14 protein-coding genes are annotated in these 20,843 nt (G+C 46.2%); 8 read left to right on the top strand and 6 right to left on the bottom strand.

The window, feature by feature from the left end; all coding sequences use genetic code 11:
- Window positions 1-379 precede the first annotated feature (379 nt).
- Together QUB52_RS15640 and QUB52_RS15635 are read right to left on the bottom strand one after the other, a co-directional pair.
- Window positions 380-910: a hypothetical protein gene (locus QUB52_RS15640; protein WP_265235304.1), complete on the bottom strand. Its 531-nt coding sequence runs from the start codon at window positions 908-910 to the stop codon at window positions 380-382.
- Window positions 911-1,051: 141 nt separating this feature from the next.
- Complete coding sequence (locus QUB52_RS15635) at window positions 1,052-2,089, bottom strand: NADP(H)-dependent aldo-keto reductase (RefSeq protein ID WP_332973349.1); 1,038 nt, start codon at window positions 2,087-2,089, stop codon at window positions 1,052-1,054.
- 243 nt (window positions 2,090-2,332) lie between these two features.
- Here QUB52_RS15635 and QUB52_RS15630 point away from each other — a divergent pair, with 243 nt between their 5' ends.
- The 5 genes from QUB52_RS15630 (at window position 2,333) to QUB52_RS15610 (ending at window position 9,868) form a co-directional block, all read left to right on the top strand.
- Entirely contained in the window at window positions 2,333-3,472 is a 1,140-nt protein-coding gene (locus QUB52_RS15630) for a DegT/DnrJ/EryC1/StrS family aminotransferase (protein WP_332973347.1), read from the top strand.
- Between the two features lie 282 nt (window positions 3,473-3,754).
- Entirely contained in the window at window positions 3,755-4,633 is an 879-nt protein-coding gene (crtB, locus tag QUB52_RS15625) for a cyanoexosortase B (RefSeq protein WP_332973346.1), read from the top strand.
- Window positions 4,630-5,340, top strand: a complete 711-nt coding sequence (locus QUB52_RS15620) for a cyanoexosortase B system-associated protein (protein ID WP_332965772.1) — start codon at window positions 4,630-4,632, stop codon at window positions 5,338-5,340. Before crtB ends, QUB52_RS15620 begins: the two co-directional genes overlap by 4 nt.
- A 198-nt stretch (window positions 5,341-5,538) precedes the next feature.
- Window positions 5,539-7,113, top strand: a complete 1,575-nt coding sequence (locus tag QUB52_RS15615; protein ID WP_265235309.1) for a polysaccharide biosynthesis/export family protein — start codon at window positions 5,539-5,541, stop codon at window positions 7,111-7,113.
- Window positions 7,114-7,564: 451 nt separating this feature from the next.
- Window positions 7,565-9,868: a polysaccharide biosynthesis tyrosine autokinase gene (locus tag QUB52_RS15610; RefSeq protein ID WP_332973343.1), complete on the top strand. Its 2,304-nt coding sequence runs from the start codon at window positions 7,565-7,567 to the stop codon at window positions 9,866-9,868.
- Window positions 9,869-10,415: 547 nt separating this feature from the next.
- Here QUB52_RS15610 and QUB52_RS15605 read toward each other — a convergent pair.
- Both QUB52_RS15605 and QUB52_RS15600 read right to left on the bottom strand, forming a co-directional pair.
- Complete coding sequence (locus QUB52_RS15605) at window positions 10,416-13,526, bottom strand: beta strand repeat-containing protein (protein WP_332973342.1); 3,111 nt, start codon at window positions 13,524-13,526, stop codon at window positions 10,416-10,418.
- Window positions 13,527-14,669: 1,143 nt separating this feature from the next.
- Window positions 14,670-15,017, bottom strand: a complete 348-nt coding sequence (locus QUB52_RS15600) for a hypothetical protein (RefSeq protein ID WP_265235312.1) — start codon at window positions 15,015-15,017, stop codon at window positions 14,670-14,672.
- A 540-nt stretch (window positions 15,018-15,557) separates the two neighbouring features.
- Here QUB52_RS15600 and lpdA point away from each other — a divergent pair.
- From lpdA to QUB52_RS15585, 3 genes are all read left to right on the top strand, one after another.
- Window positions 15,558-16,997 (top strand): dihydrolipoyl dehydrogenase, encoded by a 1,440-nt coding sequence (lpdA, locus tag QUB52_RS15595; RefSeq protein ID WP_332973341.1) that lies wholly within the window; start codon window positions 15,558-15,560, stop codon window positions 16,995-16,997.
- Between the two features lie 345 nt (window positions 16,998-17,342).
- Window positions 17,343-17,834 (top strand): DUF4365 domain-containing protein, encoded by a 492-nt coding sequence (locus QUB52_RS15590; protein ID WP_265235314.1) that lies wholly within the window; start codon window positions 17,343-17,345, stop codon window positions 17,832-17,834.
- Entirely contained in the window at window positions 17,831-18,391 is a 561-nt protein-coding gene (locus QUB52_RS15585) for a hypothetical protein (protein WP_332973340.1), read from the top strand. The genes QUB52_RS15590 and QUB52_RS15585 overlap by 4 nt, the downstream gene beginning before the upstream one ends.
- Before the next feature lie 43 nt (window positions 18,392-18,434).
- Here the strand turns inward: QUB52_RS15585 and QUB52_RS15580 are convergent, their stop codons facing one another.
- Both QUB52_RS15580 and QUB52_RS15575 read right to left on the bottom strand, forming a co-directional pair.
- The gene (locus QUB52_RS15580) at window positions 18,435-19,781 is read right to left on the bottom strand and encodes a DUF2254 domain-containing protein (RefSeq protein WP_332973339.1); all 1,347 of its coding nucleotides are present in this window, start codon (window positions 19,779-19,781) and stop codon (window positions 18,435-18,437) included.
- The gene (locus QUB52_RS15575) at window positions 19,778-20,812 is read right to left on the bottom strand and encodes a mechanosensitive ion channel family protein (RefSeq protein WP_332973338.1); all 1,035 of its coding nucleotides are present in this window, start codon (window positions 20,810-20,812) and stop codon (window positions 19,778-19,780) included. Before QUB52_RS15575 ends, QUB52_RS15580 begins: the two co-directional genes overlap by 4 nt.
- Between the last annotated feature and the right edge of the window lie 31 nt (window positions 20,813-20,843).

Below are 20,843 nucleotides of genomic sequence, written 5' to 3'. Positions count from 1 at the left end.
ATACTGAAGGCGGTTGAAACCGCTGCCGACTTATCCCCATGTCTAAAGCCAGGGGCTTGCATCTCGCTTTTCGGTCATTAACAATTTAAGATCGGCGCCCGCGATTCAGAATGGGGGCGAGATTTATTTGCAGCAGTTCGTTCAGTTGTCAATACTGGGAAGCTTCCCAAGCTGAGTTTTCCAACTCTTCGTCAGAAATATCAGGGATAAGTACGATCACTTCTCCGATACCGACAGGAAAACCATTGAGTTTGCTCAAGCCATCGATTACGGTAGCTAGGAGGGATAACTCTATCTGGTGCAGATTTTTTGCTTTTTCGATCAGTTGGTAGTCCGCGTTAATCTGCGTGCATCTGCGGTTTCAATACTCCATCATCGCCTACTGCCCGATCGCTACAGCATCGATATTTCCAGCAGAAAAAGCCGGACGAATAAACTCATCCTTCTCCTCGGCTGTGATGAAACCCTTATCTACCGCTAGCTGCATCACTTCAGTCAGAAACCCTCTGAGGGTATCTAATACTTGAGCGCGATCGCACTCAAACTGCTTTTCCCAGCATGAATATCCAAACTTTCTCAATGTGCAGCTAATCTGATTGTCGATGGGTACTAACGTAATAGCGAAGGAACTTTCAGGAAAAGTTATTACTATTTTTTGACCTTGTGATAGCTTAAAAATTTCCTTGGGAAAGTAATTGTCAATCATCATACAAATATCTGGGTCTAAAAATACCTGTCTTTTCTCATCACCTATTTCAATTAAAACTTTATGGTTGTATTCAAAACAGAAACGCCACCATCCCATTTCAAAATGAGAAAGTTCTCCTAATGGATCTTCTGGAGCAATTCCCCAATCTTCTTCTAAGAAAAGTTCTGTTAATCTAATATCGAATTTTTGACTACTATTCATGGCGACTACTCCTATTTAATTAGGACAAAATTGAACAATCTACAGGATAACCATAAACCACAGACACGATCTTAAAAAAGTAGTAAGTTGGGCGAAGTGAAACCTAGGGTTCCCTATCTCAACCCAACCTACAAATTAGGATTAAGGCGTCGGATTCGGATACTTAGCGTGCACAGAATTAATTTCTGCTACAATCTCTTCAGAGAGCGTCACATCCAAACTGCTGAGATTTTCCTCAAGTTGTGCGATCGATGTGGCACCGATAATTGTGCTAGTCACAAACCAGCGCGATCGCACATAGGCCAAAGCCATCTGCGCCGGACTCAAACCGTGTTTTTGAGCAATCTCAATATATCCTTTCACCGCATCATTCAGATTAGTTTTATCGTAACGCTGACCGAATCCAGCAAACAAAGCCAGTCGCGAATTTTCCGGTATTCCATTCAAGTATTTACCAGTTAATAGCCCGAAAGCCAAAGGACTGTAAGCCATCAATCCCACATTTTTAAAACGGCAAGTTTCTGCCAAATTCATGTGAAAAGTCCGATTGCTCAAACTAAAAGCATTCTGAATCGAAACAACTTTCGGCAAACCGTGTTTTTCCGCCAATTCGCAAAACTCGCAAACTCCCCAAGGCGTTTCGTTACTCAAACCCAAATAGCGGATTTTGCCAGCTTTAATCAAGTCAGCAAATACCTCTAATTGTTCTAAAATTGGTACAGTTTCGTGTTCTTGAGTAATATCGTAGTCCGGCGCGCCAAATAGCGGCACGTAGCGATCGGGCCAGTGGATCTGATACAGGTCGATGTAGTCAGTTTGCAGGCGCTTCAGGCTGTCATTCAGCGCTTTTTCGACATTTGGGCGATCGATCTGATTTTTACCTTCCCGAATCCACTTTAATCGAGTGCTTCTCCCCGCCACTTTCGTCGCTATAATAACCTTATCCCGCTGCTGTTTCACCAGCCATTCCCCGATATATTCCTCGGTTTTTCCCTGACTTTCCGGTTTTCCCGGCACCGGATACATTTCTGCCGTATCGATAAAGTTGATTCCTCGGGAAATTGCCAAATCGAGCTGTTGCGCTGCTTCTGTAACGGTGTTCTGCTGGCCGTAAGTCATCGTACCCAAACAGATTTCAGATACTGATAAATCGCTTTCGCCTAGTTTTTTGTATTCCATAATTTTGCCCATCAAAAAAATCTCTGATTCTATATTATCAAAAAAATGATTTGATTTACAAGACAGCAAAAAAGTGCGATCAACCTCCTCTCCTAATTCCTCTGCGCTCTCTGTGTTCTCTGCGGTTAAAAAAAACATTTTCATAATTATAAGCGAATTTGACGATCAGAAAAATGTGTTAATTGCAAATCATACATCGGGCAAATTTAATGTTAATATAAATAATTGCTAGTCAGATTATTTATGAGTTTATACCCACAAAAAGTTCCTTTTGTCAACCTCTCCCTGCAACACCAACCAATTCAATCCCAAATAACAGAAACACTTGGGAAAATTATTGAGCGAGGAGACTTTATTTTAGGTCAAGCACTGGCAGAATTTGAAACAGCATTTGCCGCAGCTTCTGGAGTACAATACGGTGTAGGAGTGGCTTGCGGAACTGATGCGATCGCCCTGGGACTCCAAGCTTGCGGCATTAATCCGGGCGACGAGATTATTATCCCCGCCAACACGTTTATCGCCACCATCATCGCGGTCATTCAAGCCAAAGCAATACCTATCCTGGTAGATTGTGACCCGGAAACCGCCCTGATTGACCTCACAGCAGCCGAAACAGCGATTACCTCAAAAACTAAAGCAATTATCCCCGTACATCTCTACGGTCAAATGGTATCGCCCAGTCAGCTTTTAGATTTTGCCAACCGCCACAACTTAATAATTTTTGAAGATGCCGCCCAAGCGCACTTAGCCGAAAGAGAAGGATACCGCGCCGGTGCCATTGGGAAAGCTGCCGCCTTCAGCTTTTATCCCAGCAAAAACCTCGGCTGCTTTGGCGATGGTGGGATGTTAATTACTAATGATGCAAAAATCGCAGAAGAAATGCGAACTCTCCGTAATTATGGAGCACGAATAAAATATTTGCACACTAAAATTGGCACTAATAGTCGCCTTGATAATTTGCAAGCCGCCGTGCTCAACGTGAAGTTGCCTTACTTGGAAAAATGGAATCGCGATCGCAACTTAGCCGCCCAACATTACAATACTTTATTAGAGCCGCTGAAACACAAAGGCATTGTACCGATCGCCAATCACAGCGGTTCAGGTCACATTTATCACATCTATGCGATCCAAATTACTGAGAAAAGCCCCATCGACCGCAATACCCTCCAGCAAAAACTCGCCCAAGAAGGCATTGAAACAGGCATCCACTATCCCGTACCCTGCCACCTGCAACCAGCCTACCAAAACTTAGGCAATCCGGGCGACTTCCCCCACGCAGAAACTCTCTGCCAACAGATTTTATCATTGCCAATTTATCCCGGATTGAGTAATACTCAGATTGAGCAGGTTGTAGGGGCGATCGGGCGATCGTTTGACAGTTGACAGTTGACAGTTGACAGTTGACAGAAGGAAGAGTTGACAGTTGACAGAAGGAAGACGGAAGACAGAAGAAGACATACACAGCAGGCTTTTTAGCGATCGGTATTTTACCTTTAATTAGGTGGATTTACTTAATTGTTTATAAAAGTTATGCTGATGGTGTTGCAAGCCATAGGGTGGAGATCTCAAAGCGTTGGAGTTGGGAATTAACAAACTTTAACTCACAGTTCACAATCCCTTTCGCGTTGTGAACCCTCGCGCGACAATCTCAAAACTTCTCAAACCATGCACATCCAGCGCAGAATTCGCATTGTTCTCAAGCGATACCTCCTGGGGGAAGGTATCACGGTACTCCTAGTGCTACTGTACGCCCCCCTGCTAGTACACTGGTACGACGGCTGGCTTAACAAAAATATCAGCATCGAACACGAATACTTCAGCCACGGAATAATTGGTTTGCCCTACGCGGCTTATATTGCTTGGATGAACCGAAATTGCTGGCTGCGCTTGCCCAACTCGCCGCATCCTTTGGGAAGCTTTTTCCTGGTACTAGCGACGCTTTTTTATCTGAGTCGCTTAAGCGATTTGGTGAATTTTTCCCTGCCACTAATGCTAGCCAGCATTTGCTTATCTTTAAAAGGAATTCCCGGATTAAAATTGGAGGGAATGCCACTTTTATTCGTATTTTTGGCCTCGCCAAACCACATTCCTTACCTCATAGAACCCTACGCATTGCCGTTGCAGCACTTCATTGCTGAAGCATCAGGCTGGATATTAATTAAGGTTGGTCTCAACGTCAGAGTCGAAGAAATTTATCTGTACGTAAACGATCGCATTGTCGAAGTTGCGCCCCACTGTGCAGGCTTGAAAATGCTGTTTACCAGTCTTTACGTCAGCTTAATTCTACTGGATTGGACGGGTGTTTGGAGTTCCCACAAAAAAAGCATTTTGTTTTTAGTGGCTACATCTATTATTAGCATAACTTCCAACATTCTGCGCAACACTTTGCTGACTTATTTTCACGGAACCGAAAGAGAGAGACTTTTTACTTGGCTGCACGCCGGATGGGGCGGAGACTTGTATTCTGCTTGTATACTAGGCTTATTGGTACTTCTCATCAACGGGATGGAAAAGTATTTCCCCAGCCAGTCTGCCAATTCATGAAACAAATGATTTCAGCACGGAAACTACTGCGGCGGTACCAATTATCTAAAATTGTGGTACTGGTGTTTTTGCTGGTACTGGTTGGAGTAGTAGCAATTCCCGGCTACGCGACGGGAAGGTGGCCTTGGACAAACCCGCCGACAGTTGCAAACCTCAAGCAATTGAAAAGTTTGCGCCAAAACGGGATGAGACTTCCCGGCTGGCAGGTGATTAGCGTCCAGAATAACGTCCAAATTGGCGGTCACAGATGGTTAGTTGAAGAAATCAAAAATCATCAAACAATTGCCATTTTATTGCTGATGCCTCAAAACGACCCCAAAAACCAGCCACAAGTAGAATGGCTAGATATCGATGGATTTCACCGGTGGCAAACAGATTCTCATCGCACTTTGAGGTTTACAGTTAAATTAGCGCCAACATCCGACAAGCCATCGCCTACCGTCGAGGCCCGGTTTTTCCGAAGCTGGACTTCCCAACAAACTTTTGCTGTCGTGCAGTGGTACGCTTGGCCTAATGGGGGTTCTCCAGCAACCAGCCGCTGGTTTTGGGAAGACAGCATTGCTAGACTGTCGAACCGCCGCGCCTCTTGGGTTGCTGTCAGTATCATCGTTCCGATTCAACCGCAGGACGATATTAAGATAGTTGAACCGCTGCTGGAATCTCTGAGTCAAAGTGTTCAAGCTCAATTAATGGCAGAAACTTTCTGAGTTTAATCAAGAGGGCGATTGAAATCGCTTCTATACAAACAAAGACCGCCTCCGCGGGCTAGAAGAATCAAGAGGTAATACCAATTATAAAAAATATTGCTACAGATAAATTAGAGAATCTCATCTTTAGGGAAACGGCATTGCCGTGTCCGGCTGGAGAGTAGAAAAAATATAAAATTTAAGTGCAGGCTTGCGGACATGAAATTTAAAAATCAGCGAATTATTCAAAATATAACCCTTTTTTATACCCTCAAAATGCGGGAAAAATTCACAATCAAAAATCGCGTTGCTTTTTCCTTGGCTGGTCTGCACTCAACTGCTTGGACTTTATCTTTTGCTGCTGTATTCTGGGGCTTTAACGGCAAAGTTTTTTCCGAAAAGGCTTTAGCCCAATCTGTTGTTCCTAGTTCTGAACAGTTCTTACCACCACCACCACTGCGCGTACCGCCACCGCCAGCCAACTTCAACAGACAAATTAACCCAGCTTTTCGGAATCGGCCTTACCGCTTGGGCCCTGGAGACCAGATTTCTGTTCAAGTTCAGCGCTTCCCAGAGCTAAATTTTACAGGTGCTATCAGCCCTGAAGGGGTAATTGTACTGCCATTAATCGGCACAGTAAATGTGCGCGGCCTTACCGTCGAAGAAGCACAGCAGCGACTCCGAGAGCGATTCACCCAATTTATCAAAAATCCTCAAGTCTCGACTGCTTTGCTGGTTCAGCGCCCGGTAGTGGTGACGGTGACGGGGGAAGTGGCGAGACCTGGTTTTTATCCGCTGCAAACTCCGCAGCTTCCGGCGGCTTTGGCTGCGGCGGCTGGGACGACTCCGACGGCCGAACTGCGGGCGGTGCGGGTGCGGCGGACTTTGCCTGGTGGCGCTGTGGCGGAGCAAGTTGTTGATATTTTGACGCCGCTGCAAACTGGTATTGCTCCGCCGGATTTGCGTTTGGAAGATGGAGATGCGATCGTCGTACCGTATAAACAGATTACAGCCGATCGCAAATCCGATCAAGATTTAGCATCCAGGTACAGCCTAGCCGCTGCGGCTGTCCCCGTCCAAGTTACGATCACTGGAGAAGTCGGCAAACCGGGTTTTTACACGCTTCCGGTGGGTTCTGGTCGAATTTCCGCTGCTGTGACGATTGCAGGCGGAGTCACGGGAAAAGCCGATTTGCGGGCGGTGCGAGTGCGGCGGACGCTGGTAGACGGCTCCTCGGTGGAGCAACCCCTCGACCTCTACACTCCCTTAGCAAAGGCTAACGATTTGTTCGATTTTCCTTTGGCATCGGGAGATGTGATTGTGATCCCGGAATTGGACGCTAGTATCAAAAACCTAGACTACGACAAAGCTCTGGTGGCGCGGTCTACGCTGATTAAGCCCAGGATCTACGTTCGAGTTTTGAGTTACGCTAGTGGTAGTTTGACTTCGTTCTACCTAGAAAATGGCAGCAAGTTTTTGGATGCTATCAACAACTTACCTGTAAATCTAGCTGACTTGCGGAAAATGGCCCTGATTCGGTTCGACCAAAAGCAAGGTAGAGCAATCAACCGCAAGATAGATGCGAAAGCTGCTTTGGAGGGAAATGTTTCTCAGAACCCGATGCTGGAAGATAATGATGTGATTGTGATTGGTAGAAATCTGGTAGAGCGCGTTGGTTATGCAATCAATACTGTTACTCGACCATTCCGCGATACTTTGGGATTTATTCTGTTCTTCGAGCAATTAAGAAATGGGGTGACAAATTTGTTTGGGCCATCCAATAATAATAGGTAGTCATTGGGCATTGGGCATTGGGCATTGGGCATTGGCCAAACAGGTCATTGGCCAAACAGGTCATTGGGCGAAGCGAAGCGGAGGGATTGGGCGAAGCGAAGCGGAGGGATTGGGCATTGGGCATTAGGCATTGGTCATTGGTCATTGGTCATTGGTCATTAGTCATTGGTCATTAGTCATTAGTAAAGAGGGCGGGTTTTGTATTCGTAAAGTCGCTTCTATCAAAGATTTTTAGCTAAACCCGAACCTACCAGATACTATGTTTTTGGCTCCGACATACTTAGTTATGATTTATCGTTAGAGGGCGGGTTTTGTATTCGTAAAGTCACTTCTATCAAAGATTTTTAGCTAAACCCGAACCTACCAGATACTATGTTTTTGGCTCCGACATACTTAGTTATAATTTATCGTTGGCAATTCTTCAATCTAAAATCTAAAATCTAAAATCGTCATGACTTTATCAGTTGTTAAACGTTATTTAATTGCTTTTGACCAATATAAGTGGGTGGGACTGGCCACTCTCGCGGTGAGTGTGGGCGTGTCGGGAGTAGTGGCTGGGCAGCCAACTCCGGCGCCGGTTTACGTTGCTGTAGGTACGCTGACCTACCTCAGACCGAGCGTGATTTTTTCATCGACTACTACTAAAATTCAACAGGAAGGACAAGAAATAACTAAAGATATGCTGCTGGATACAGAGAAGGTGCTTAAACCAGTAGCAGAAAAACTCATCAAAGCAGAAAAAAAATTAAACAAAGAAGAAGCGGCAATAGTAAATAAAGAAGAAGCGGAAAAAAAATTACAACTTTTGACTAAAAAGCTGGCAGACAACGTGCAGATCAAGATGCCGACTAAGAATAATGACCCCAGCGCTTTGATTCAAGTATTGTACAAAAATGCCGATCGCAAAAAAGCAGAAGCGGTAGTAAAGGCGCTGATGAAGGAAATGGAGGCTTACAGCAAAAATTCTAATACTTCTAGACTGCGAACAACGATCGACCAAATTAAACAGCGTTTGCCGAAAGTAACTCAGGAACTCAGGGAGGTGGAAGCAAAACTTGAAGCCTACGAAAAACAAGAAGGAACTTCAATTTTAGCAGTTCAGAGCGGTACTTTGCCGCAAGCGATTATCGGCACCGAACAGCAGCAGCGACAACTCCGCGTGCAGTTGGGAGCAATAGAAGCTCAAATTAAAAGCTTGCAGGAGCGCTTGGGATTGAATGTGGAGCAAGCTTACGTGGCTCAAGCACTGTCGGCAGATCCAATTATTGCGCAACTGCGAGTGCAACTGTTTTCGATCGAATCTCAGCTCAAAATTCTGCGCAGCGACTTGCAGGAGGAACACCCGAAAATTGTGGAATTGCTCAAACAAAAACTAGCTTTTGAGCAGCAGTTGCAGCAGCGACAGTCGGAGGTGCTAGGGGGTAACGGGGTGGCGGCTCCGCTCAGAAGTGCCGATCGAATTCGGATAGACTCTTCTTTAGACCCGGCCAGACAGCAGTTAGCTCAAAGTTTGATTGCTTTGCAAACGCAGCAGGATACGGTGCAACAGCAACTCAAAGGAGTCGAGAAAACTGAACAGCTATTACGCCAGGAATACGCAACAATTCCCAACAAGCAGTTAGAACAAGGGCGGTTAGCCCAGCAAGTGGCGCTGAAAAAAGCTCTCTACGATAAGATGCAGTCGGCTTTGGTAGATGCTGAGGCAGCGATAGCTGAGACAACGGGGAGTTTGATCGTCTCCCAAGAGCCCAAAGCTGATGATGTTGACTCAAGCCAGAGAAGTAGGCCGGTGATGCTGGCGGTGGGCGGATTTGTGGGATTGCTGCTGGGCGGCGGGTTGATATTTTTGTTGGGGATGCTCAACGGCAAGTTTTACAGTTGGGAAGAAGTGCGGGCGGCTTTGGTGGAGAAAGAGGTGCCGATACTGGCTGTTTTGCCTGAAGTAATTGTGTTTGATTCCTATGGGGAGGAGATGCCTCTGGCTTTGGAGCCGAATTCACCTTATTTGGATTTTTACGAGCGGTTGCGGACTAATTTGCGCCGAATTGGGGACAAACCGGTGAAGGTGGTGTTGCTGACTTCGGCGGCCGGTTTGGAGGGGAAAAGTTTTAGTGCTTACAATTTGGCAATTGCGTCGGCTCGATCGGGTAAACGGACGTTGTTAATTGAAGCAGATTTGCGATCGGCTTCTAACGTAGAATCTTTGAGAATCGCTCAAGATCCTCTAGCGGCGGTGGAACCTTTACACTATTACGGCAATATCAGCGAGTGTGTCCATTTGGTTCCAGAGGTAGAAAATCTATACGTGGTGCCGAGTCCGGGCTTTTTGCGGCAGGCTTCGGCGGTACTGGAATCGAGCGAAATGCGGAGGTTGTTTGAGGATGTTCGCAACCGCTTTGATTTTGTGGTGGTGGATTCTCCGGCGTTGAGCGAGTGCAATGACGCGCTGACGCTGGAACCGTATACGGACGGTATAATTTTGGTGGCGCGGGCTGGTTATACTTTGGCGAGTATGTTGTCTGAGGCTGCGGATCAGTTGCTGGAATCTGATGATGAGGATTCGCACAAATCGGGGCCGCGGCTATTGGGGGCGATTATTAATGGTGCTGATATTGCGGTGAAGTACCGCAATGATATTGATGAGTGGGAGCTGCCTTTGAGTGCTGTGGGCGATGGGGCGATCGAAGTGCGATCGAGGCAATTACCGCAGCACTCAAAGCTCAAAAATAAAGCTATTAATAGTAAATTCAATTAATAGATTTGCATGACATCCATTCGGTTTAAATTCTTGAAAAGCATCTGCGTTTATCTGCCTTACATCTGCGGTCGATATGTCAATCAAACATTTAGGAAATTAAAATCTAAATTATACCGCTTGATGCTTGTAAAACAGTCTTCAATAAAATTTAAATAGGGCTTGTTGACTAAAATTCAAAGACCAAACAAAGGTTTTTTTTCACAGCATCTTGATAATGGGATTTAGTCTGAAATCCAAATATAGCAACCGCCACATCGGTGAGAACATAAATAACTTCAGGAATAGAGCCGATACCCGTCAACCATCAATGATTTGATTCCCATTATGCAACAGTCAACTGTCAACAGTCAACTGTCAACTATCAACTGTCAACAGTCAACTGTCAACTGTCAACTGTCAACTGTCAACTGCTATATCAGCATCAAGCCAGGATGAGGCAGCATTTAAATATTCTGTCTGCCTCTCCCACTTGACATTGGTGACAATGCCAGAAAGTTGTCACCAATGATTAAAACCCACTAACGCAAATTGCTAGTCAAAAGACCTAGTTAGCAAATTGGTTGTTCAAGGCGACAAAACCAGACATCAGCTTCGGGTCTGTGAGTGAATTCAACCAGCTAGCGGCGACACCGAAGTTGGAGACTGAGTTGGAATTAATCCCGACGTTAGAGGCTCCGATTCCGCCACCCATCAGTAGCTCGTCGGCGATAGATTTGTTCACCAAAGCTGCTGTTCCCTGCGCCGGAGCCCCAAAGCTGGAATTCTTTCGCAGACCACCGTCGAGTAGATCGTCGTTTGTCAAAGTGAGACTACTTGCCGTTTTCAGCAGCGGAGCTATAGGTGCCGGGGGGGCTGGGTCATTGTCTATGATGGTCAAAACGGTGCTGCTTTGCGCTCCAATTGTCGCATTGCCTGTCGTCGGGCCAACCAAAGTTAAACCGAGAGTTTCGTCACCCTCAAATAAAGTGTCATCGAAAATGGGAATGGTGATGGTTTTGGGTACTAAATCCCCAGCACCAAAATTGACAGCGATTAAACCATTGGTGTAATCAGAGCCTGCTGTAGCAGTAAGATCGGACAAGTTCACGAAAGTTGAGACTGCACCGACAGCACTACCAGTACGAGTGACTGTCACGGCTTGAACAGGCGTTCCATTTTCGTTGACACTGAAGAACGGGGCGCTGAATTGCAGGGTGCTGTCATTGTCTATGATCGTCGTAACGGCCGTACCTTGGGTTCCAATCGTGGCATTGCCGGTCGGGTTAACCAAACTTAAATTGACAGTTTCGTTACCCTCCACCAAAGTGTCATCGATAATGGGAATATTAACTATCTTGGGTGCAGAATCCCCAGCGGCAAAATTGACAGGGATGGCAGTATTGTCGTAGTCAGCAGGGGCTGTAGCACTTCCATTACTGAGGTTCACGCTAGCTGAAACTGCACCGGTACTACTGCCAGTGCGAGTGACTGTCACGGCTGCAACGGCCGTTCCATTTTCTCTGATCCTGAAGGTAGGAGCACTAAATTGCAGGGTGCTGTCATTGTCTATGATGTCGAAAGTGGCCGTACTTTGGGTTCCAATCGAGGCGTTGCCTGTCGGGCTGCCCAAAGTTAAGTTAGCAGTTTCGTTACCCTCCACCAAAGTGTCGTTGACGATCGGAATATTGACAGTCTTGGGTGCAGAATCGCCAGGGGCAAAACTAACAACGATCGGATTACCGTTGTAATCAAGGCCGCCTGTAGCAGTACCATCGGCCAAGCTGACGGTGGCTGAGACTGTACCAGAGGTTACACCAGTGCGAGTGACTGTCACGGCTGCGATCGGCGTTCCATCTTCGTTGAGACTAAAGGTAGGGGAACTAAATTGCAGGGTGCTGTCATTGTCTACGATGGTCGTAACGGCGGTACTTTGGGTTCCAATCGTGGCATTACCTGTCGGGTTAATCAAACTTAAATTGACAGTTTCGTTACCCTCGAACAAAGTATCGTTGACGATCGGAATATTGACCGTTTTGGGTGCAGAATCGCCAGCGGCAAAATTGACAACGATCGGACTATTGCCGTAATCATCAGGCGCAACAGCAGTACCATCGGCCAAGCTCACCGTCGCTGAGACAGCAGCGGCACTACTGCCAGTACGAGTGACTGTTACGGCTGCGATCGGCGTTCCATTTTCGTTGATCCTGAAGGTAGGAGCACTAAATTGCAGGGTGCTGGTCGGGAGAGTGTCATTGTCCACTATGCTCAAACTGGCAGTACCTTGCGTCCCAATCGTAGCGCCTGTCGGATTGGTCAAGCTTAAGTTGACGGTTTCGTTACCTTCCACCAAAGTGTCATCGACAATGGGAACGACGATCGTCTTGGGCGCAGAATCCCCAGCAGCAAAATTGACAGGGATGGCAGTATTGGCGTAATCAGCAGGGGCTGTAGCAGTACCATTGGTGAGGTTCACCGTAGCTGAGGCGGCAGCCGTGCTGCTACCTGTGCGAGTGACTGTCACGGCTGCAACCGGAGTCCCATCTTCGTTGACGCTGAAGGTGGGGGCGCTAAATTGCAGGGTGCCGACAGGGAGAGTGTCATTGTCCACTATGCTCAAACTGGCAGTACCTTGCGTCCCAATCGTTGCACCACCTGTAGGGCTTGCCAAAGTTAAGTTGACAGTTTCGTTACCTTCGACCAAGGTGTCATCGACAATGGGAATGGTAATAGTCTTGGGTGCTGTGTCCCCATCAGCAAAATTGACAGGGATGGCAGCATTGTTGTAATCACCAGGGGCTGTAGCAGTACCATTGGTCAAGTTCACTGTGGCTGAGACTGCGCCAGCGCTGCCACCCGTGCGCGTCACGGTTACGGCTGCAACCGCTGTCCCGTTTTCGTTGACGCTGAAGGTTGGGGCGCTAAACTGAAGGCTAGGTGGATTTGAAGTCCCTTGATAGTCAATCTTCCGTACCAGGTAGTCGGAACTATCGTCTTTGAAAGAGGTGGCGACGTAGGCAGCGGTGGGGCTGTCGTAGGCTTTGGTGGAGAACCGCAGTTCGTCAAAAGCAGTGTTGGTGGCAGATTCTATCTTGAATTGGAAACTGCCATCTGTGCGATCGCCAATGAAAGTCACTCCATCTGCACCGGCAGTAATCGGTTTTGGAGCGGTCGGAGCGTTGAGACGAGTGATAGTAAAATTGCTTGTCGGTACCAGAGTCCCATTATTAAAGATTTGCAGCAAACCAACTTCATTACCTTGATCGCCGACTCCTGGGCTGGTTTTGGGACTCAAGGCGCTAAGGTCGATCGTCGCGCTAGTAATGTCTTGGTTATCTGCCCATTTCAGCTTTAGCGCCTGAGATTGATTGGTATTGGGATTATAGTTGATTTCCGCCCGAATTTTAGTGGTGTCGGTGAACCAACCATCATAGGAAGATGGGACACCAATACCAGGGCTACTGCCATAACTCAACCAGCTTTTAGGATTTTCATTCGTTGGTAAGGTGAGGTTGGCGATCGCTTGAGGATTAAGGTAATCAGTTTCCACGCCATCAAAAGCTATCCCAGACAGTTTGATACCTTGATTCTGGGCAGCAGTCGGCCATTTTGTGATTAGGTCATTGACGCTGGTGAAATTAGTGGTTTGACCCAAAGAACCATTGAAAGAAGTAGGCATAGCTTTTCTTTTGCTAGTAATTAAGGATTGGAAGTGACTTAAATTTCAGCGTTGGGCTATAGTTCTCTGTCACTGTAAGAAACATTTCACGGTCAATAACTTCGATCCGGAAAAAAATCTGATATTTTTTTTATTCCTGGACGCACTCCGACAAAAAAACCGCGTTTTTTACCTTATTTGCCGATAACAACGGGTATTTTCGTAAAAACCCGGTTTCTGGCGATCAATGCGTAAGTTTTAATTTTTTTATTCCTGTAAAAAGCGGTTTTCCACATCCGTATAGGAGAGCTTAAATAATTGTCGCAATCCGTAAATTTACTGATAAGAATCATCAAAATATGTGAAGCAATACGGTGCAGATACAGACGGCGGTTGAAACCAGGTTTACACAAACGATGTCCGCCGGAGGGGACTGAATAAAATAACGTAATTTTAACTGCCCGGTTTTCAACCCGGACTCCTCGGCTGCAAGCTTGTACAGACGAGGTTTCAACCGCTTTTGTGTTATTAGCCCAAGCGTATTGATATGTGAAGGTGCAGTTGCACGCTAGCAGGGCTATTTTTCTTGCACCCTAAAGCTTTGAGGCGTTGCAGAGTAGAGGGATGAATTAAGCAGGTAAAGTAAGATCCCACAATTTGAGATAGTTAAGTAACAATCGAATAGAATGCTTTTACATTTCCTCAGATTTGGAATAATCTCGTTTCCGGTCGATTGACAACAATAAGATTAGTTCGTAGTGCGGACTTCAGTCCGCAACATGAAAGCGGACTAAAGTCCGCACTACGAACCGTTTTTGTGATTGTAATCTACGGGACATGATATTAGTGATAAAAATGCTTTGAAAAAAATTCACTATCTGTGTCTATTTTTATCACCAGTTAGATAGTTGAATGTGTTGTAGGACATTTGATCGCTAATAATAGCTGTCAGCTACTAATTCACTATCTCAAATAATAAATTATGTCGGTTGAGCCGCATTCACCGCACTCGATCGCCTATCCAAACAATTCACAGACAAAGACTAACCACAGTATAACCGCTGGCCCGATCGCACTTGAACGGCAAAATCCAACCGGGGCGATCGCCCGCCAGCATATATCATCCGTCATTTGCCGGACACGATCAATTAAAAATGTGTCGAACTATTGATTAGATTCCGGGCGTTTCTGGCGCTTATTCTGGATAAACTGTTCTAAATCTGCGATCGCATCTTCAAAATCCGACAAATTAATCTTCGTAGATTTAGCCTTCTGCGGCGGACTCGAAGGCTGACTCGCAGACTTAGCTTGAGGCTGCGGAGACTGAGGCTGTGCCACATCAGGGTTGGAAGCTTCTATATAATCAAACAATTCATCCAGGGACTGAAAAAAAGATTGAGCCGAGGCCCGGCGTGAATCTTTCAAATCATCGTCTTCCATCATAAGCCACTCCATAGACTTCAAAACTTGCCGAGAAACTCTGTCCGCCCGCGCGTGCAGATATTTAGACATCAAAACCCCAATCAGCTAAAACCCTTGAGAAATTTTGCCTTGATCCGAGGCCAGATCCCCCTAAATCCCCCTTAAGAAGGGGGACTTTGACCGCCTCTTGTTCCCCCCTTCTTAAGGGGGAGTAGGGGGGATCAGGCTTAAGAAGGGCTTAACAAGGGGAACTTTGAGCACTTCCGGTTCCCCCCTTCTTAAGGGGGGCTAGGGGGGATCAGGGACTATAGCATCAAACAGTAAACCCGCACTGCATTTGACGTGGTTGTTGACATCAATCGGCATTGTCAGCCCTCAAAGTCTATCTAACTTTACCGGCCCAGTCAGTGATTTGAAACTTGGGGCGCACCGAGATCGAAATCGTTGACGCTAAAAAAATCTCAGTTACTGTCTAATTAACCCTAGTCTAGTCGAGAATAAGGACACAGGACTTATGCAACGATTACCGCTGTTCTAAGGTTGCGATCGCAACCTACAAGCTTAAAATCACGGACAGACGGTGTTTTTTGCTTGAGTCCTAAGATTTCAAAGGCATTAGGAGATTTTAAGGTGACTCAGGGATTTGATTACGATTTAGCAATTATCGGCGCTGGCGTGGGCGGACACGGCGCGGCCATACACGCGGTTAGCTGCGGGCTGAAAGTGGCAATTATCGAAGCGGGCGATATGGGCGGAACTTGCGTCAATCGCGGCTGCATTCCCTCTAAGGCGCTGTTGGCCGCTTCCGGGCGGGTGCGGGATTTGCGAAATGCCCATCACCTCAAGATGCTGGGTATTCAGTTGGGAAGCGTGGATTTCGATCGCGGGGCGATCGCAAATCACGCTAACACAATCGTTAGCAAACTTCGCGGCGACTTAACCAACAGCCTCAAACGTTTAAACGTGGATATCATCCAAGGTTGGGGCAAAATTGCCGCTGCTCAAAAAATTACTGTCGAAACAGATAAAGGCGAGAAAACTATTACCGCCAAGGATATTATTCTCGCTCCCGGTTCGATTCCCTTCGTCCCTCCAGGGATAGAAATTGACGGCAAAACTGTATTTACTAGCGACGATGCTGTCAGATTGGAATCGCTACCGAAGTGGATCGCAATTATTGGCAGCGGTTATATCGGTTTAGAGTTTTCGGATATTTACACAGCATTAGGCTGCGAAGTTACGATGATTGAAGCTCTCGATCAATTGATGCCGACTTTTGATCCAGACATTGCTAAATTAGCAGAACGAGTGTTAATTGCACCCCGCGATATTGAAACAAAAGTGGGTTTGTTGGCTAAGAAAATTATTCCCGGTTCCCCGGTAATTATTGAATTAGCTGATTTCAAAACTAAGGAAGTTGTCGAAACTTTGGAAGTTGATGCTTGTTTGGTGGCGACTGGCCGAGTTCCGGTAAGCAAAAATTTGGGGTTAGAAACTGTTGGCGTAGAAACAATGCGCGGTTATATCCCTGTTAACGATAAGATGCAGGTTTTGGCGGCGGGAGAACCGATCGCGAATTTGTGGGCGATCGGCGATGTTAATGGCAAAATGATGTTAGCACACGCTGCATCTGCCCAGGGAATTGCAGCAGTCGAAAACATTTGCGGCCGCACTCGCGAAGTTGACTATTTGAGCATTCCGGCGGCGGCTTTTACTCACCCGGAAATTAGCTATGTGGGAATGAATGAACCTGCGGCGAAGGAGTTAGGAAAAGCCGAAGGGTTTGAGGTCGCTTCTGTCAAGAGTTATTTTAAGGGAAATTCTAAGGCTATTGCGGAGGGTGAAACCGACGGTATGGCGAAGGTGATTTACCGGAAAGATACTGGGGAATTGTTGGGAGTTCACATTTTTGGTTTGCACGCTTCGGATTTGATTCAAGAGGCGGCAAATGCGATCGCCCAGCGCGATTCTGTGAACTCTTTAGCATTCCGAGTTCACACTCACCCGACGCTTTCGGAAGTGCTGGATGAGGCTTTCAAACGGGCGGCTGGGGCGGCGGGCGGTCATTAATTTGGGCGGTGGCTTCCGAAGGCTGTCAACTCAAGTTTTAACCCTTGATACATTTCGTTTGTAGTCGAGTCTCGATCCCCCTAAATCCCCCTTAAAAAGGGGAGTAGGGGTTGACTTTGAATGTTTTGTCCCTCCCCGTAGTCCTAGGGCAACCCCCCGTGGTTGCCCGAATTCGGGGGGATGGAGGGGTTTATTGGAGCGACAGGAGGCTGATAGTTTGATGTGTTTGTTGGGAGCATCTCATTTTTGCAAAAACCATTTTTTTACAGTGCGAGCGTCCCCGCTCGCGAGCTGTATAATACTCGCTAGCGATCGCGATCGCCCCTTTTTGATAATTGTGTTTAAATGGAACTAAATCAGCGAAAAGAACAATTTAGTAAAGCTTACGTCCGCGCTGTGGCAGCAGTCGCTGGCTGTTCGGTAGATCAACCAGAAAATGATTATGATAGTGTTGACCTCTGTATCAAGGCTGTCGATCGCGATCCAGTACAGCCACACCGTCTCGAATTGCAGTTAAAATGTACGTCAAGAGATGTACTCAATGCCCAATGTGTTCGATATCCGCTCAATGTCAAAAATTATAACGACTTGAGAGTAACTGCCTTTATTCCCCGCCTGTTAGTTGTGGTGTTAGTACCGGAAAATATCGGGGAATGGATACAACAGTCAGAACAGGAAATGTTGCTCAGGCATTGTGCCTACTGGTTATCTTTGCGGGGAATGCCGGAAACTCAAAATACCAGTCGCGTGACTGTTGAGTTGCCCCGCAACAATCAGTTTACAGCAGAGGCTCTACAGTCCATTATGCAGCGCATTAGCCAAGGAGATATCCCATGAAAGTAACTGTACGGGATTTTGAAGTTTTTAAGAATTTAGATGTCAATGTAATCATAGCATATTTACAAAAACATGGCTGGCAAGAACACAGCCGAATTTATGACAATAAAGGGGCGATTTGGGTCAAGAAAAATGAGGCGGGAGAGTTGTTTGATATCGGATTGCCTCTGACGCGGGATTTTGCGGATTATCCAGCTAGGATGGGAGATGCTGTCAAAAAGCTGGAACTGACAGAAAAGCGTTCTCAATTAGAGATTTTAAGCGATTTAATTACTTGTTTAGAAAATACTGAAATTCAAGGATTTATTGTCAAAGTCGATCGCCAAGCAGGAGAGGAAATTGGTAAAGTTGCAATGATGGGATTTGTGGTGGGTAAGTTGCAGAAAATCTATCTCGAATTGCAAGACAATGATTTGATTTTGGCGCTGAAAGCTTATCAGGAAAGAATTCCGGTGACTTGCGGCGGCGATTTTGTCAAAGAAAGTGGATATTTTGTTGGGGAAAATCTGCGGAATTTTGCTTTGATGGCAGAGGAAGAAGGGAAAGTGGTAATTTGAAGGGCTTGTCATAATTACAAATTACCAAATTTTTTCTCCTAGCTTATTCCTGCTTAATAGCTTTTAATGCTGCTAAATATCGCTCTTGAATATCTTTGTGATCTAATTCATCAAAATTTGCCTGCTGGCTGGCGCGATCGGTCAAATCTGCGTGTCGCCTGAGCGCTTTTCGGTGTGTGGTTCGATCGGTGAAACGCGCCACAACTGCGATCGCCTCTAGCAAGCGCATGGTGACAGCTACATTCGATTTTCCATTCTGTCGAATTTGGTTAAAGGCTGCATCCATCACATCTGCAAAGGCGATGGGTTCAGCAATCATCCGCAACTGGTTGCTGTCGTCGTAGCGGTAGGGAGAGGGAATCTCTCTTTGGGTTAAACGACAAAGGGCTGCACTAAGTTGGTCAATACAGCGGATAGCCGTAAACGGATCGTTGATTCCTGGGGAAAGAGCCCGTACTGCAATCTCAACGAGTTGGTCGATCGAAAACTCCACATCCTGCATTTCTGTACGCTGTGAGCCAATCAGAAAGGCATCGTTAATCTTGGATACAAGTTGCTCGTTTACCTCTTTTCCGGGAAAGACTTGTGCGAGCTCAATTCCTTCGACAATAAAGCGACCGGGGCGTTGGAGAATTTGTAGCAACAGGTTATGCTCGCTCGCAATTTGCATTAGTTCGTAATTATTAATGGCTTGAATGTAACCGCCATTGATTGCTTTAATTGGACGGGCATCTCGATCGAAATTAGCTGGAATGTCAGCGGCAATATCCGATTGGTTGTCTGGCTGTTTGTTTTGGGATTTGCTGGCACCAATATTTTTGGGAAACAGTCGATCGATCGCGCGATCGAGTTCGTCACCAACTAATTTAATTACGTGATCTACCTGAATCGATGAGGCAGAATGATGAATAAAGTAAATTAATACGCCAATGCTGGCGATCGCCAAACCGATGCCGCAAGTTACCGCCAAGTGGGGGACAAACTCATTTTTTTCTGACCCATTGATGGTTCGCAGCACCATCAAGCTATACACAAATGTAGAAATGAAAGTTCCCAGGACAATTTGGTTTCCTTTGTCTTGCATGAAGTTACGCAGCAAGCGAGGGCCAAACTGGGAAGATGCAAGCTGAAGGGCAACGATCGTAATTGAAAAAGCAGTGGTTGCAACGCTCATCATTGAACTGGCGATCGCAGAAAGAATGGCGCGCGATCCGCTAGGGCCGAGAGTATAGGCCCAACCCAATTCTCCAATCAGGTTGGTTTTTTGATTTTGGTCAATCCCGATGGTGAGAAACGAAAGTGCGATCGCCAAAAAAACCATGACGGTTGGCACAAACCAGAAACTCGAATTTAAGGAATCCCAATAGTTGCTGAACTTCGTATTTTTCACCGATCGTTCCCCTCAGTATATTTATTGTTGGAAATTACTTGGCCATCCTCAGATTTATTGCGTTTAGACTCGATTGCGGCAAGTTGTCTGAGGGCGTAGCTGATACTGCGGGATTTGGGAACTTCAGCTTGTCCGGCGGGCCAGCCTTCTCGTTGACGTTTGCGATCGCCATCTGTGTCTTCTGTCTGATCGTGGAACAAAATCTGCTGAGTTGGGAAGGGCAGATCGATCCCATTTGCTACTAGCTTATTTTTAATCTTAGTTAATACGCGGTCTTGAAAATCTAAGAGTTCGGCACGGCGAGGCGGCTGCACCCACCAGCGGGCTCGAATGTTAACACTGCTACCGGCTAATTCTACGACGATCGCATCGGGAGCCGGATCTTTCAGCACTCCATCGACTTCATGAATTGCCTCTAAAATTAATTGTTTGGCAGTATCAATATCATCGCCATAGCCAATGCCAATGTCATACTGCAAACGGCGATTTTCAAAGGCTGTGTTCACGATTACAGAGTTAGTAAATAGTTCCGAGTTCGGAATTACAATCCGCCTACCATCATAGGTTTTTATTATCGTCGCCCGCGTTTGAATATTTTCTACAGTTCCCTCAAAGTCTTTGAATACAATTTGATCGTCAATGTGGAAAGGTTCAGTCAGCAGGATCAAAACACCCGCCAGAAAATTTTGCAGGATATCGCGAAACGCAAACCCGATCGCCACACCACTAATTCCCAATAGCTGAATAAGATCGTTGGCTTTGATGGAGGGAATGACCACCGACAGAGCAATAAACAATCCTGTAAGAACGGTTGCTCCTTGTGCTAGTCGTCCCAGCACTAATCCTAAATTGCGAGCTTGACGGTGAGCGCTGGTTAGTTTTCTGACTGCCCGTTTCAGGGTTCTGCCAATAAAAAAGAAAATTGCGAAAACAATCAGTGCTAGTACAATATTCGGTAATAAAATCAGGAAATCATTGGCCATTGCCTGGATTTTACTCCAAACATCGGTGATTTTTTCTGTTGTATTCACAATAGTTTTAGTCAATAGGTCAAGTCAGATT

Origin of the sequence: Microcoleus sp. A6-C6, assembly GCF_036705955.1 — a bacterium.
GTDB lineage: Bacteria > Cyanobacteriota > Cyanobacteriia > Cyanobacteriales > Microcoleaceae > Microcoleus.
Note: the sequence above shows the minus strand (reverse complement) of the source record. Positions and strands in the feature narration are given on the sequence as shown.

Bases quoted from the DNA above. Each gene is read 5' to 3' on its own strand.
- QUB52_RS15640 (WP_265235304.1), bottom strand. From the start codon at position 910: ATGAATAGTAGTCAAAAATTCGATATTAGATTAACAGAACTTTTCTTA.
- QUB52_RS15635 (WP_332973349.1), bottom strand. From the start codon at position 2,089: ATGGAATACAAAAAACTAGGCGAAAGCGATTTATCAGTATCTGAAATC.
- QUB52_RS15630 (WP_332973347.1), top strand. From the start codon at position 2,333: ATGAGTTTATACCCACAAAAAGTTCCTTTTGTCAACCTCTCCCTGCAA.
- crtB (WP_332973346.1), top strand. From the start codon at position 3,755: ATGCACATCCAGCGCAGAATTCGCATTGTTCTCAAGCGATACCTCCTG.
- QUB52_RS15620 (WP_332965772.1), top strand. From the start codon at position 4,630: ATGAAACAAATGATTTCAGCACGGAAACTACTGCGGCGGTACCAATTA.
- QUB52_RS15615 (WP_265235309.1), top strand. From the start codon at position 5,539: ATGAAATTTAAAAATCAGCGAATTATTCAAAATATAACCCTTTTTTAT.
- QUB52_RS15610 (WP_332973343.1), top strand. From the start codon at position 7,565: ATGACTTTATCAGTTGTTAAACGTTATTTAATTGCTTTTGACCAATAT.
- QUB52_RS15605 (WP_332973342.1), bottom strand. From the start codon at position 13,526: ATGCCTACTTCTTTCAATGGTTCTTTGGGTCAAACCACTAATTTCACC.
- QUB52_RS15600 (WP_265235312.1), bottom strand. From the start codon at position 15,017: ATGTCTAAATATCTGCACGCGCGGGCGGACAGAGTTTCTCGGCAAGTT.
- QUB52_RS15590 (WP_265235314.1), top strand. From the start codon at position 17,343: ATGGAACTAAATCAGCGAAAAGAACAATTTAGTAAAGCTTACGTCCGC.
- QUB52_RS15585 (WP_332973340.1), top strand. From the start codon at position 17,831: ATGAAAGTAACTGTACGGGATTTTGAAGTTTTTAAGAATTTAGATGTC.